At 59.4% G+C, this 12,765-nt stretch carries 13 protein-coding genes; 4 read left to right on the forward strand and 9 right to left on the reverse strand.

Features of this window, described 5'->3' with window-relative positions; genetic code table 11:
* Nucleotides 1-66 precede the first annotated feature (66 nt).
* Both Z947_RS0115590 and Z947_RS0115595 read right to left on the reverse strand, forming a co-directional pair.
* On the reverse strand, nucleotides 67-762 hold the full coding sequence (locus tag Z947_RS0115590) for an FG-GAP repeat domain-containing protein (protein WP_025045220.1): 696 nt from the start codon (nucleotides 760-762) through the stop codon (nucleotides 67-69).
* Entirely contained in the window at nucleotides 762-1,085 is a 324-nt protein-coding gene (locus tag Z947_RS0115595) for a 2Fe-2S iron-sulfur cluster-binding protein (RefSeq protein ID WP_025045221.1), read from the reverse strand. The genes Z947_RS0115590 and Z947_RS0115595 overlap by 1 nt, the downstream gene beginning before the upstream one ends.
* A gap of 159 nt (nucleotides 1,086-1,244) precedes the next feature.
* Here Z947_RS0115595 and Z947_RS0115600 point away from each other — a divergent pair, with 159 nt between their 5' ends.
* Nucleotides 1,245-1,808, forward strand: coding sequence for a peptidoglycan-binding domain-containing protein (locus Z947_RS0115600; protein WP_025045222.1), 564 nt, complete (start codon nucleotides 1,245-1,247; stop codon nucleotides 1,806-1,808).
* Between the two features lie 52 nt (nucleotides 1,809-1,860).
* On the opposite strand, the gene Z947_RS0115605 is transcribed toward Z947_RS0115600, so the two are convergent.
* The 6 genes from Z947_RS0115605 to rpiA form a co-directional block, all read right to left on the reverse strand.
* Complete coding sequence (locus Z947_RS0115605) at nucleotides 1,861-3,372, reverse strand: DegQ family serine endoprotease (protein ID WP_025045223.1); 1,512 nt, start codon at nucleotides 3,370-3,372, stop codon at nucleotides 1,861-1,863.
* A gap of 255 nt (nucleotides 3,373-3,627) precedes the next feature.
* Nucleotides 3,628-3,822, reverse strand: coding sequence for a DUF2065 domain-containing protein (locus Z947_RS0115610; protein ID WP_025045224.1), 195 nt, complete (start codon nucleotides 3,820-3,822; stop codon nucleotides 3,628-3,630).
* Entirely contained in the window at nucleotides 3,819-4,718 is a 900-nt protein-coding gene (gene hflC / locus Z947_RS0115615; protein WP_025045225.1) for a protease modulator HflC, read from the reverse strand. Before hflC ends, Z947_RS0115610 begins: the two co-directional genes overlap by 4 nt.
* On the reverse strand, nucleotides 4,718-5,941 hold the full coding sequence (gene hflK / locus Z947_RS0115620) for an FtsH protease activity modulator HflK (RefSeq protein WP_025045226.1): 1,224 nt from the start codon (nucleotides 5,939-5,941) through the stop codon (nucleotides 4,718-4,720). The genes hflC and hflK overlap by 1 nt, the downstream gene beginning before the upstream one ends.
* A gap of 119 nt (nucleotides 5,942-6,060) precedes the next feature.
* The gene (locus tag Z947_RS0115625) at nucleotides 6,061-7,539 is read right to left on the reverse strand and encodes an FAD-dependent oxidoreductase (RefSeq protein ID WP_025045227.1); all 1,479 of its coding nucleotides are present in this window, start codon (nucleotides 7,537-7,539) and stop codon (nucleotides 6,061-6,063) included.
* Nucleotides 7,540-7,555: 16 nt separating this feature from the next.
* Complete coding sequence (rpiA, locus tag Z947_RS0115630; RefSeq protein WP_025045228.1) at nucleotides 7,556-8,344, reverse strand: ribose-5-phosphate isomerase RpiA; 789 nt, start codon at nucleotides 8,342-8,344, stop codon at nucleotides 7,556-7,558.
* Nucleotides 8,345-8,554: 210 nt separating this feature from the next.
* On the opposite strand from rpiA, the gene Z947_RS0115635 reads away from it, so the two are divergent.
* The 3 genes from Z947_RS0115635 to Z947_RS0115645 all read left to right on the forward strand — a co-directional run bounded on the left by Z947_RS0115635 (nucleotide 8,555) and on the right by Z947_RS0115645 (nucleotide 11,445).
* Complete coding sequence (locus Z947_RS0115635; protein WP_025045229.1) at nucleotides 8,555-9,250, forward strand: glutathione S-transferase family protein; 696 nt, start codon at nucleotides 8,555-8,557, stop codon at nucleotides 9,248-9,250.
* The gene (locus tag Z947_RS0115640) at nucleotides 9,250-10,623 is read left to right on the forward strand and encodes an L-serine ammonia-lyase (protein ID WP_025045230.1); all 1,374 of its coding nucleotides are present in this window, start codon (nucleotides 9,250-9,252) and stop codon (nucleotides 10,621-10,623) included. Before Z947_RS0115635 ends, Z947_RS0115640 begins: the two co-directional genes overlap by 1 nt.
* 96 nt (nucleotides 10,624-10,719) lie before the next feature.
* A complete protein-coding gene (locus Z947_RS0115645; protein WP_338057844.1) occupies nucleotides 10,720-11,445 on the forward strand; it encodes an aquaporin in 726 nt (241 codons plus the stop codon).
* 237 nt (nucleotides 11,446-11,682) lie between these two features.
* Here Z947_RS0115645 and Z947_RS0115650 read toward each other — a convergent pair whose 3' ends face one another.
* A complete protein-coding gene (locus Z947_RS0115650; protein ID WP_025045232.1) occupies nucleotides 11,683-12,633 on the reverse strand; it encodes an NAD(P)-dependent oxidoreductase in 951 nt (316 codons plus the stop codon).
* Between the last annotated feature and the right edge of the window lie 132 nt (nucleotides 12,634-12,765).

Genomic DNA, 12,765 nt, shown 5'->3' on the forward strand with positions numbered 1-12,765 from the left:
CACGGGCTGAACTGGCATTCCCTGCGCAACGTGCGGCGCAAGAATGGCCGTTAAAGGTAATCAGCTCTAGTCGCAGGTCAGCGCCGCAGCAAAGCTTGCGCGCCCCCTGTGCGGCCCGATGTCCCTGACGCGGAACCCTTGCGCCGCGAAACGCACCGCCGCCAGCCGCGTCCAATCCGCCGTAGCAACAATCATTTCCGGCGCGCCGTTGCAGTGCCGTATCCCGCCTGCAATGTCACTCTCGCCGATCTTGTGATTGGTATAGCCCGGCACATCCGCCACATGGGTCAACGCACCCTGATCAAACCGCCAGACGCGCAGCACTTTGGCAAGATGAGGCCGGTCGATATAGGCGATCTCAATCTTGCCATCCCCGTCCAGATCCGCAGCACCAATGGGAGCCAACCAACGATTGCTGCGCCCGATATGCGGCGTTTCAGCGATCTTTCCTTCCGCCCCGTAGACAGCAAGAGCAGCGCCGTTCGCCATGTCCGTCTCGATCACCACCACCTCCGGCTGGCCATCGCCGGTGACATCCCACAGACGCGGGGCGACGTCCTCGAAAACATGATCCTGCGGCAGATTTAGGCTGACGCGCCCCCGCCCTGCCACGTCCATTTGCAGGCTGCCCCACTCGATTGCATCGCCCAGAATACCGTGGGCATAGCGCGGCGTCGGATCCGTGAACGCCGCCGAGGTAATCTGTTGGGCACCCGCCGGCAGCGCACAAAGCGCGCCCAATACAGCGCCCAACAGCTGCATCAAATCTGCTTTGCCGGCATTTTAACCCGCAGGCCGTCCAGCTCATCGGTCACCTTGATCTGACAGGTCAACCGCGAGGTCGCCGCATCAGGTTCGAACGCGAAGTCCAACATGTCCTCTTCCATGTCGTCCTTGGCCGGCACCTTGTCTACCCAGGCCGCATCCACATAGACGTGGCACGTCGAGCAGGCGCAGGCCCCGCCGCAATCTGCCTCGATACCGGGAATGTTATTGTCGCGCGCGCCTTCCATGACTGTCAGCCCGTTGGCCACATCGACCACATGCTCTTTGCCGCCATGCTCTACGTAGGTAATTTTCGCCATGTCCGCTTTCCTGTCTTTAAAGTTTCGATTGTTTCTAGCGGCGCCAGTCGCGCTCTGCCAGCCCCTTTTCACCCCTGCGCCCCTGCGCCTACCCCATCTATGCAGCCCCCTAAAAACAGGTTAATGTCCGCGCAAAACCAGACCCAAAGGCAGCGGGCGATGAGACAGGCAAATTTGCGAAACACGAACGCGTGGCGTCTTGCGCTGACCGCTGTGGCCTGCATGGCACTTGCAGGCTGTGACAGTGTCGCCACCGCGCCTGCGGCCGAGCCCCCCGAACCTGGTGTGCTCGAGGCGACGCGCAACGGTCCCGCCAACGCGCCAGAGGGCAGCTGTTGGGGCAAGACTGTCAGCCCCGCAGTGGTGGAGCGTGTCACCGAACAGGTCCAGATCAAACCGGCGTCGGTGAACCCCGATGGCACCATCGGCAGCCTGCCGGTTTACCGGACCGAAGAACGACAGGTCATCGTCACCCCGCGCCGCGACAACTGGTTCGAAACCCCCTGCCCCGATGTGTTGAATGTCGAATTTGTCTCATCATTGCAGCGCGCCCTGTTGGCGCGCGGGGGCTATAGCGGGACCATCACCGGCAAACTCGACACCAAGACCCGCGCCGCCGTCGAACAGTTTCAACGCGCCGAAGGCCTTGACAGTGCCGTCTTGTCCCTAAGCACTGCGCGCACCTTGGGCCTGATCGCCGTCCCCCGCGAACCGGCCGAATAACGCAAAAGGGCACCCGCAAAGGTGCCCTTTGTTCATTCCGGTTTCTTCGGGATCAGTCGCCCAAGGTCAGCGCCACAAACCGTGGATCACCCGCACGCCGCACCAGCAACAACAAGGACTTGCGCCCCGCGTCTTTTGCCGCTGCAACCCGCTTTTCCAGATCCGCGATATCCGCAACCTTCTGCTGGCCGGCTTCGGTAATAACGTCCCCCGTGCGCAGTCCCTTTTCGAAGGCCTCCGAGGTTTCATCAATGCCTGTCACGGCCAGACCGGCCATGTCGCCCTCGATGCCCAACTCCTTGCGGATGGCATCGTTCAACGGTGACAGGGTCAACCCCAACAGATCCTTGGTCTCCGGCTCTGCCTCGGCTTCCGGGGTACCTGCACCGGGTGTTTCGCCGTTGGCATCCTCGCGCCGGCCCAACACAACCTTGATCGTCTGGCTCTTGCCCTCGCGCATCACGGTCACCCGCACGGCGGCCCCGACTGCGCTGTTACCGACCTGACGGACCAACCCCCGCGTATCAGCGACCTCGACACCATCAAAGGACAGGATCACATCACCGGTCATCAATCCCGCTTCTTTAGCGGGGCCGTCAGGCACGTCGGTGATCAGGGCGCCGGTCGCCTTGGCCAACCCCATCGCATCCGCCACATCTTCGGTCACATCCTGAATGCGCACACCCAACCAGCCGCGCCGCGTCTCGCCGAATTCTTTCAACTGATCAACCACCCGTGTCACCACGTTGGACGCCATCGAAAAACCGATACCGATCGAGCCACCGTTCGGCGACAGGATCGCCGTGTTCACGCCAATCACGCCACCATCCATATTGAACAACGGCCCGCCCGAATTGCCCCGGTTGATCGCAGCATCGGTCTGGATGTAGTCGTCATAGGTGCCCGACAGCGCGCGGTTGCGCGCCGATACGATGCCCGCAGAGACCGAAAATCCCTGTCCCAACGGGTTGCCCATGGCAATCACCCAATCACCCACGCGCGCCGCATCGCTATCGCCGAAACTGACAAAGGGCAGCGGTTCACTTGCTTCGACCTTCAGCAGCGCGATGTCCGTGTTGGGATCCGTGCCGATCACCTTGGCCTTCAACTCACGCCCCGAGAAAAACTCGATGGTGATCTCGTCCGCGCCTTCAATCACATGATTGTTGGTCACAACATAACCGTCTTCGGAGATCACAAAACCTGACCCCAACGCAGACGACCGGCGCGGCTTTGGCCCCTCGCCGTCGCCGCCATTGTTACGATCCTGAAACTCGCGAAAGAAATCTTCAAACGGAGAACCTTCCGGCACGATGCCGCGCGGGCCGGTGCGCCCCTCAACCACAGTCGAGGTCGTGATGTTCACCACCGACGGGCTGATCTTTTCTGCCAAAGGTGCCAAGCTCTCCGGCTTGGCAAACGCGACCAAAGCCTGCGCCAGAACCAATACAAAAGCCAGCACCGTCAGCATCATCGCCTTGAATGCGAACCCTTCTTGCATCCGCTTTGCCTGCACCTTGACCTGCGCATCGCTACGCTGCCGCGAATTGGCCTGTGATTGCATCCGTGTTCTCCTGCTGTAATCTATTGGAGCGCGCGCGCCCGGAAATCTATTGCAAACAGACTGCAACGCCCTTGCCCCTGCCGCAATATGAAAGATGTGGCTTATCACAGGGAATTCAACAGCCCTCGCAGCCCCAATCTCGCGCGACGCTGCAACACGCCCCTCTTTTTGGCCTTAAATGCTGCGGGGGGTCATCTTTGATGACGGGGCAGAGCCCCTAAATAAATAGCATGCAGGCGTGCCTGCACCTTTGGATCACACCCCGATTTGAAACGCGACCCAAACAAAAATCAAGCCACCAACAATCACCAGAAATCCAATCTGGCGCACGGCCGCTTCGGGAATCTGGCGCAGCGCTTCCAACATGCGCTCCAAAAGCGAAGGGGCCAGTGCGTACACCAGCCCCTCGAAAATCATTACCAACCCGAGGGCCAGAAGGATTAAGCTCAATTGCGCTCTCCCTCAACCGACCGGCTGCCCTGATCGGAACGCAGGTAGTTGAAGAACTCGCTGTCCGGCGACAACACCATGGTCGAGTTGTTGCCTTTCAGCGCCTCCTCATAGGCAGTCAGCGAGCGGTAGAATTCAAAGAACTCCTGATCCTTGCCGTAAGCTTGGGCAAAGATCTTGTTGCGCTCCGCATCCGCTTCACCTTCGATGATGCGCGCGTCACGGCGGGCTTCCGACAGGATCTCTTCATAGGTACGATCCGCCAAAGCAGTGACCCGCTGCGCCGCTTCGCGACCGCGTGCCCGTTCGTCCGTGGCTTCACGGTCCCGTTCGGCGATCATCCGCTGCAATGTCGCGGCAAAGTTCTGTTCCGGCAGGTTGGTCTGACGCAGGCGCACATCCACAACCGCAAGGCCCAGCGCATCGGCACGCGCGTCTGCACGCTCGCGGATCTGCTCCATCAGCGACGAACGTTCTGGCGACAGAATGGTGTTCGACGTCACCCCTTGCGCACCAAGCACGGCACGGATTTGCGATTCCATGATACCGCTCAGGTCGTTGATCGCCTGACGTTCGCCGCCCGCACCAATCGCCTTGCGATATTGTTCGATGTCATCAATCCGGTAAAGGACGAAAGCGTCGATCTCAAGACGCCGGTCATCCGCTGGCGTGACTTCGATCAGCTCGGTTTCCAAGGACAAGATACGGTCCTCGAACCGCACCACCTCGTCCAGCAACGGCACTTTGAAACCGATGCCCGGCTCCGTCACCACCTGCTTGATCTGGCCAAAGCGCAGCACCAATGCTTTTTCGCGTTCGTCCACAACAAAAATCGAGGAAAGTACCGCGACAATTGCAACCACCACAACCGGCAGCAATAAACCCAAACGACCCATTAGTTTGATCCTCCGCTGCGGCGCAGTTCGTTCAAGGGCAGATACGGCACAACGCCCTGCCCGCCGGAACCGCCGGTGTTGTTCTCAAGGATGATCTTGTCGACATCCCCCAGCACCTTTTCCATTGTTTCGATGTAAAGACGTTTGCGTGTCACATCCGGTGCCGCCGCATATTCGGTCAGAACCGCCTCAAAACGGCTGGCCTCACCCACAGCATCGTTCACGACGCGCGCGCGATACCCTTCGGCAGCTTCCAGAAGCTGTGCTGATTCACCGCGGGCTTCGGCCGTTTTACGGTTGGCATAAGCATCCGCCTGCCGCTCGACGCGGTCGCGTTCCTGTTCAGCAGCCTGAACGTCGCGGAAGGCATCCACAACCGACCCTTGGGTGGTTGTGCCATCGGCGTTGGTGATGATGACATTCTGGCTGGGCGGATCGACCTTGTTCAGGTTGACGCGCAGCACGTTGATGCCGGTTTGGCGGTTGTCCAATGTCGACTGGATCAACACTTTGACCTGGTCGGCAACCGCACCACGATCGCGGCTCAGGATCGGGGCCAGTTCGGATTGCGCAATCACTTCGCGCATCGCAGATTCAGAAATTGCACGGACCGAAGATTCCGGATCACGCAGTGAGAATTTGAAATCCTTCGGGTTCTTGATGTTCCAGACCACTTGGAAATCGATATCCACGATGTTCTCGTCCGTGGTCAGCATCAAACCGTCATTGCCGCCGCCGCCGCGCCGCACACCCAGTTCTTCGGTGCGGTTGGTGGTCACGTCAAACACTTCTGCCGTCACAACCGGCCAAGGCGCAAAATTCAGACCCTCGGTGCCGACTGCGGAAAACTTACCCAGAAACAACTCGATCGACTGCTGTTCGGGACGTACGGTATAAAAACTGGCAAAGCTCCAGGCGACAACAGCCGCCACAATGCCCAAACCAACTGTGCCGCGTGTCAAAACCGGACCCGAGCCATTGCCACCGCCGCCGGTGCCATTGGAGCGCTCGCGACCACCGCCGCCGCCCATCAGGACACGCAATTGTTCCTGACCCTTTTTGACCAGCTCGTCGATCTCGGGGATCTGCGGTTTGTTATCGCCCGGGCCACGCCCGCCGCCACCGCCGCCGTTTTTAATGCCACGGTTTTCGGGTTCATCGCCCCGTCCACCGCCGCCTGAATTTCCGCCGCCGCCCCAAGGGCCGCCGTTGTTACCAGCCATGTATTCGCTTTCCCCTCATTCTGCCGCACCTTTGCGACCGTCGTATTACGTCTTGATGTGGTTGTTAAACCGCCAATTTCAAGCACAGCGCTTTCGCTGCGCGGTTCAATCGCACCCCGTCAGGCGGTGCGCAATGGCGCACGCATCGTCACCAGCTCCTCGGACATGGTCGGGTGAACCGCACAGGTGGCGTCAAACTGCTCTTTTGTAAGCTTTGCCTTGACCGCAATCCCGACCATCTGGATCAACTCACCCGCGTTGGGTGCGACGATGTGACAGCCCAGCACGACGCGGCTTTCCTTGCTCACGATCAGCTTCATCATAACACGGTTCGACTTGCCCGCGAACGAGGTCTGCATCGGTTTGAACGACGTGCAGTATACCTCGATTTCTTCCTGATCCTGCGCCTGCTCTTCGCTCAGTCCCACTGTACCCATCTCTGGTTGGGTAAAGATCGCACTGGGGATCAAGTCGTGATCGACAGGTGTCGGATCAGAACCGAACACCGTCTGCACAAAGGCCATGCCTTCTCGGATCGCTACAGGTGTCAGGTTTACACGGTCGGTGACGTCACCGATGGCGTAGATCGACGGCACGCCAGTCTGGCTGTACTCATCAACCTCGATTTCGCCCTTGCGGCCAAGTTTGACGCCCACGTCCTCCAGACCCATGTCATTGGTTGATGGCATCCGGCCTGTTGCAAACAGAACCATATCGAAAACCTTTTCGGTACCGGTGCTGGCCTTGACCCAGATCGGTCCCTGCTGCCCTGCCACGGCACCGTCTTTCTCGGTGCGCATCGCTTCGGCTTCTTTATCCGACATGCCCATAGACGCATCAGATGCCGTCGGCTGCGGGCCATCGTGTTTGTCTTTGGCAAGGCACATCTCGACGATGTCGCTGCCGACATGCAGATCAACGCCGCTTTCTTTCATGCTTTCCGCAACCAGACCGCGTGCCTCGTCATCAAAGCCGCGCAGGATTTGTGCGCCACGGTAATACTGCGTTACCTCGACGCCCAAGCCATTCAAGATGCAAGCGAATTCACAAGCGATATAGCCACCGCCAATGATCAGGATCGACTTGGGCAGTTTTTCCAGCTGGAAGATATCATCAGACACAATGCCCAGATCGGCATTGGGGATATCGGGCCGCACAGGATAGCCACCGGTCGCGACCAGAATATGCTTGGCCGATTTCGTCGTGCCGTCCGCCAGTTCCACCGTATGCGCATCCTTGACCTTTGCGCGCTGGTCGAATGTTGCGACATCCGCACCCGACAGCAGGTTGCGGTAGATCCCTTCAAGCCGGTCCAGCTCCCCGTTCAACCGTTCGCGGAACCCGTGCCAGTTGAACGTCCCGGCATGCATATCGTCCCACCCGTAGGCCGCGGCCTCTTCGGGTACGCTCGAATACTCGGACGCAAAAACCATCAGTTTCTTTGGCACACAGCCGCGAATAACGCAGGTCCCGCCATAACGGTCACCTTCGGCAAGGCCCACCTTTGCACCATATTCACCGGCTGCAACACGTGCAGCACGCACCCCGCCAGAGCCCCCGCCGATTACAAAGAGGTCGAAATCAAAGCTGTCAGCCATTCTATAGGTCCTTAACTTAATCAGAGAGGTCGGAGAAAAGATTGTCCGACTCGACAAAATCCAGCCGCTCGGTGGCGACTGTTCCGTCATTTATGTCGCGCACCTCCACACGGCCATCCCCATAGCCGATCACAACTGCGTCACAAATATCGATGAACAAGCCGTTTTCGACCACGCCCGGCATCTGGTTGATCACCAGTGCCAGTTGGCGCGCGTTGCCAATGCGGTTCAGATGCAGGTCCAGAATGTGGTTCCCTTCATCCGTGATATAGGGCACGTCGCCGTTCATCCGCAGCGTCGATGTGCGCCCCAGAACATCCATCGAGATCAGCGTTTCTTCGATCAGCGCTTGTGTGGTTTGCCAGCCAAAGGGGATCACCTCGACCGGCAAGGGGAAAGCACCAAGGCTTTCAACCTCTTTACCGATATCGGCAATCACCACCATCTGGTCACTGGCAGTTGCGACGATTTTTTCCTGCAACAGGGCACCGCCGCCGCCCTTGATCAGGTTTAAACTGCCGTCGAATTCATCCGCCCCGTCAATGGTCATGTCCAGCCATTTGGCCTCGTCCAGCGATATCACTTCGATCCCGACACCGCGCGCCAGTTCAGCTGTACGCGAGGATGTCGGCACCCCCTTGATCCGCAACCCGTCATCGCGCACCATCTCGCCGAGACAGCGCACCAGCCACGCCGCCGTTGATCCGGTGCCCAATCCCACGCGCATGCCATCCTCGACAAATTGCGCCGCACGTTTGGCGGCGACAAACTTCGCCTTGTCGATGGGGGACAGTTCTCCGGCCATGGGCAGCTCCGATACAGGTGAAGTGCAGATCGTGTTTCAGCCCTTATAGGTAGATTCCCCTGTGGGCGCGAGGGTGCGATACCGCTTTTTTGCCTGCCCGCCAAATTGCTGCGCGCGCTAATTGCGCGAATGAACGGTATCGTTCCGAAACGCACTGCAAGAGGTCGCTTTCATCGGGGCACCTCGGATTGAAACGCCTACCAACACCACATGAGCTATATTCTGCATTACGCCCCTGACAACGCGTCGCTGATCATCCGCGCAACCCTCGAGCTGCGCGGCCTGCCCTATACCGTGCAGCTGGTCGATCGCAGCACAGGGGAGCAAACCTCTGCCCCTTACCGTGCGCTTAATCCCAATGGATTGATCCCCGTATTGGAAACCCCGCATGGGCCGATCTTTGAAACCGGCGCAATTCTGTTGTGGCTGGCAGACACCCACGGCGGCCTTGGTCCTGCGCCGGATGATCCGGCGCGCGCCGATTTTCTGAAGTGGCTGTTTTTTATCTCCAACACGATCCACCCTGCGTTGCGGATGATGTTTTACCCAGAGAAGTTTATTGCGCCAGCGCAGACGGCCGCCCTGCGCCGGGGCCTGTGCCAAACCCTGCACCAAAGTTTCACCACGTTGGATCAGGCCGCGGCCGCCGATCCCGCCTTGTTCGCCGGCACCAGCCCTACGGTTCTGGAACCCTATATCGCCGCGTTGTTGCGATGGTCTGCGCTCTATCCTGCCGATCATGACAAGACGTGGTTTTCTCTTGCCAGCTATCCTGCCCTGCACCGTCTGTGCGCGCGCCTTGAGACCCTGCCGCTGACGCAATGCTTGCACATCACCGAAGGCTTGGGCACACATCCTTTCACCGATCCACATCTTCCAACCCCTCCGATAGGCAGCGCCACCTGATGTTCCTTTCCGTCTTCGACATGTTCAAAGTAGGCATCGGCCCTTCGTCATCGCACACCATGGGCCCGATGGTTGCCGCCGCACGCTTCCTTGATGCGATGCGCGCCTCGCCGTTCAAGTTTGCAGGTTTGCGCGCCTCCCTGCACGGATCGCTGGCGTTTACCGGTGTGGGTCATGCCACCGACCGCGCGACGATTCTTGGCCTCGCGGGGTTCACGCCCGAAAGCTATGATGCGGATAAAGCCGACGCCACGCTGCAGGCCATCACCACCGAACACCAGATCACCGTCGACGGCCTGCCCCCCCTTACCTTCGACCCCAAAACCGACCTGATTTTTGACTACGACACGAAACTGGATGGCCATGCCAACGGTATGATGCTGATGGCCACAGACGGCCAAGGGGACGTGACCCTGCGCGAAACATATTATTCCATCGGGGGCGGCTTTGTCATGACGGAGGCCGAATTGGCCGCAGGCAAAGACACCGACGAGGGCGCGCCGATCCCTTTCCCCTTCAAATCCGCCACTGAAATGCTGGAGATGTCCAAGACCTCCGGTAAAACCATCGCCCAAATGAAACGTGCCAACGAAGTGTCGCGCAACGGCGAAATCCATCTGCGCACCGGTACCAAACGCTTGTGGCAGGTGATGAATGACTGCATCGATCGGGGGCTGAGCACCGAAGGCACCCTTCCCGGCGGTCTTGCCGTGAAACGCCGCGCGAAAGGTATCCATGACGCTTTGTTGGCGGAGCGCGGGCTGAACCAGCCTGCCCCACACACCATCAACGACTGGATGAGCGCCTACGCCATGGCAGTGAACGAAGAGAACGCCGCCGGCGGACAGGTCGTGACCGCCCCGACCAACGGGGCCGCAGGGGTCTTGCCCGCCACCATCCGCTATTACCTCGACCATGTGCCGGGGGCCTCCGAAACCCATATCGAAGATTTCCTGCTGACCGCCGCCGCCATCGGCGGACTGGTCAAATTCAACGCCTCGATTTCAGGGGCCGAAGCGGGCTGTCAGGCCGAAGTCGGCTCTGCCGCGGCCATGTCCGCCGCTGGGCTCTGTGCCGTGATGGGCGGCACACCGGAACAGGTTGAAAACGCTGCTGAAATCGCACTCGAACACCACCTCGGCATGACTTGTGATCCGGTCAAGGGTCTGGTGCAGGTCCCCTGCATCGAACGCAACGGCCTTGGCACCATCAAAGCCGTGTCCGCCGCCTCACTCGCCCTGCGCGGGGATGGCACACACCTTGTCCCGCTCGACGCCTGTATCGAAACCATGCGCCAGACCGGCGCGGACATGTCCGAGAAATACAAAGAAACCTCACTTGGTGGCCTCGCCGTCAACGTCCCCAACTGCTGAGCATCGCCCCCGCCGGTGACTTGAGACAACATTTTCCCCATGTCTTGCCGCTGCGCCCGCGGCACAACGGTCCCCATAAAAAGCAAAAGGGACAGACTGATGAACAAACTATTAGCCGAACTCATCGGCACTTTCACACTCGTATTTCTAGGCTGCGGCTCTGCTGTGATGGCCACAACAAACCCCGACCTTGGCCCCGGCCTCGTCGGCATCTCGATGGCCTTCGGTCTCGCGCTGATCGGCATGGCGTATGGAATAGGCGCGGTTTCGGGGTGTCATATCAACCCGGCTGTTTCGCTGGGTGCCATGCTCGCAGGCCGCATGCCACAAGACGAAATGCTCCGCTACTGGGGGGCACAGATCATCGGGGCAACGCTTGGCGCATTGGCGATCTTACTGATCATGCAAGGCAAGCTGGGCGGCTATGAAGGCGGCTATGGCGCCAATGGCTGGGGTACCGGGTACCTTGGTGAATTCAACATGATGTCCGCGCTGCTCTTCGAAATCATCGCGACCTTCCTGTTTGTGGTGGTTATCCTTGGCGCCACCGGAAAGGGGGCGGCCTCCGCGATTGCCGGGCTTGGTATTGGCCTGACCCTCATTGTGATCCACATTGTTGGCATCAATATCACTGGCGTTTCGGTCAATCCCGCGCGCTCCTTCGGTCCTGCCCTGTTTTCAGGGGGCACCGCGCTGGCGCAACTCTGGCTCTTCATGCTCGCACCGATGATAGGTGGTGCCGCCGCAGGTATGCTGTTTCGTACAGGGCTGCTGGACGCCGATACCCCAAAAACCAATGTTCAAGTCGACGCCAGCGCCTGACAAATCGTGATTCTGCGCGGGGTCAAGGATGCCGCAGGCACCAATCTTTGATTGGCTTGTCCTTTACGCCGCGCAGAATCGCACCCAGCCTCGAACAGGTGACTTGAGGATCAAACTGATCCCTCAAGCACCTCTCAGCAAACCCGCCAAACCTTCCAACACCCGCGACCTCACGTTCTGCGAGAACGCCCGCGCCGCACGCCAAACATGTCGTCGCGCATCAGCGTGTCCTTTGGATCACGCGCGTCCGCGCACCGGCACTTCGTACCCGCGCTCTTCGGGTTCATCATCCACCAGCTCGCTCGGAAATCCCGGTGCCGTAATGCTCAATCCCGTAGCGTTTTCCAACCGCTCGATCATACGGTCCGATTGTGCCTTTTCGCCATAGCGCGCCTGCCCGTCCGTCAGCATCGAAATCATCAAAGGCGACAGTTCAAGCGGCACATCATGATCATCCGCTAACTTCTGGAAAAGCCCCACATCTTTCTGCACCAGATCCAGCGTAAAGTTGACGTCCCGTGCGCCCGACAGGATCAACTGGCTTTCAGTTTCGTGCACAAAACTATTGCCCGACGATGCCGCAATCGCCTCATAGGTTACCCCCAAATCCATGCCGGCCGCCTTCATGACCGTCATCGCCTCGCAGAGGGACAAAAGATTGATCGTTGCCAGATAGTTGGTCATTACTTTTAACGTGCTCGAAACGCCCACATCACCCACATGCAAAATACGTCGCCCCATATGGGTCAGCACGGGCAACACCCGCTCGAATGTGTCGCGCGTGCAGCCCGCATAGATCGAAATATTGCCGGTGTCCGCGCGGTGACACCCGCCCGAAACCGGACAATCTACCGCCTCTCCACCAGCCGCAATCACCGCCGCCGCATGATCCTTGATTTGCTGGGCATCGGTGGTCGACATCTCCATCCAGATTTTGCCAGCCCCCACATGCGGCAACATTTCCGCCACCACAGCCGCACAGGCTGCAGGACTAGGCAGACAGGTGATCACCGCATCGCAGTCTTGCATCAACGCAGCGGCTGATCCGCCGTCTCGCGCCCCCCGCGCCACAAAATCCGCGACTGATCCGGCGTTCAAATCGTACACCGCCAGATCGACGCCATTGCGCAACAAGGACCCCGCCAGCTTGCCACCTACATTGCCCAGGCCGATAAACCCAACTTTCATATCGTTCTCCAAATTCTGGTCGCCCCATCAACGTGTCCAAAGAACGACATGTCGCGCTCGCCTGCGACCCGATGCGCACCCTTTGCCATATCTTCGGGGCTTTCTATCGGGTCGCCATGGCATCCCCGCCAA

The sequence above is a fragment of the Sulfitobacter geojensis genome (genome assembly GCF_000622325.1).
Lineage (GTDB): Bacteria > Pseudomonadota > Alphaproteobacteria > Rhodobacterales > Rhodobacteraceae > Sulfitobacter > Sulfitobacter geojensis.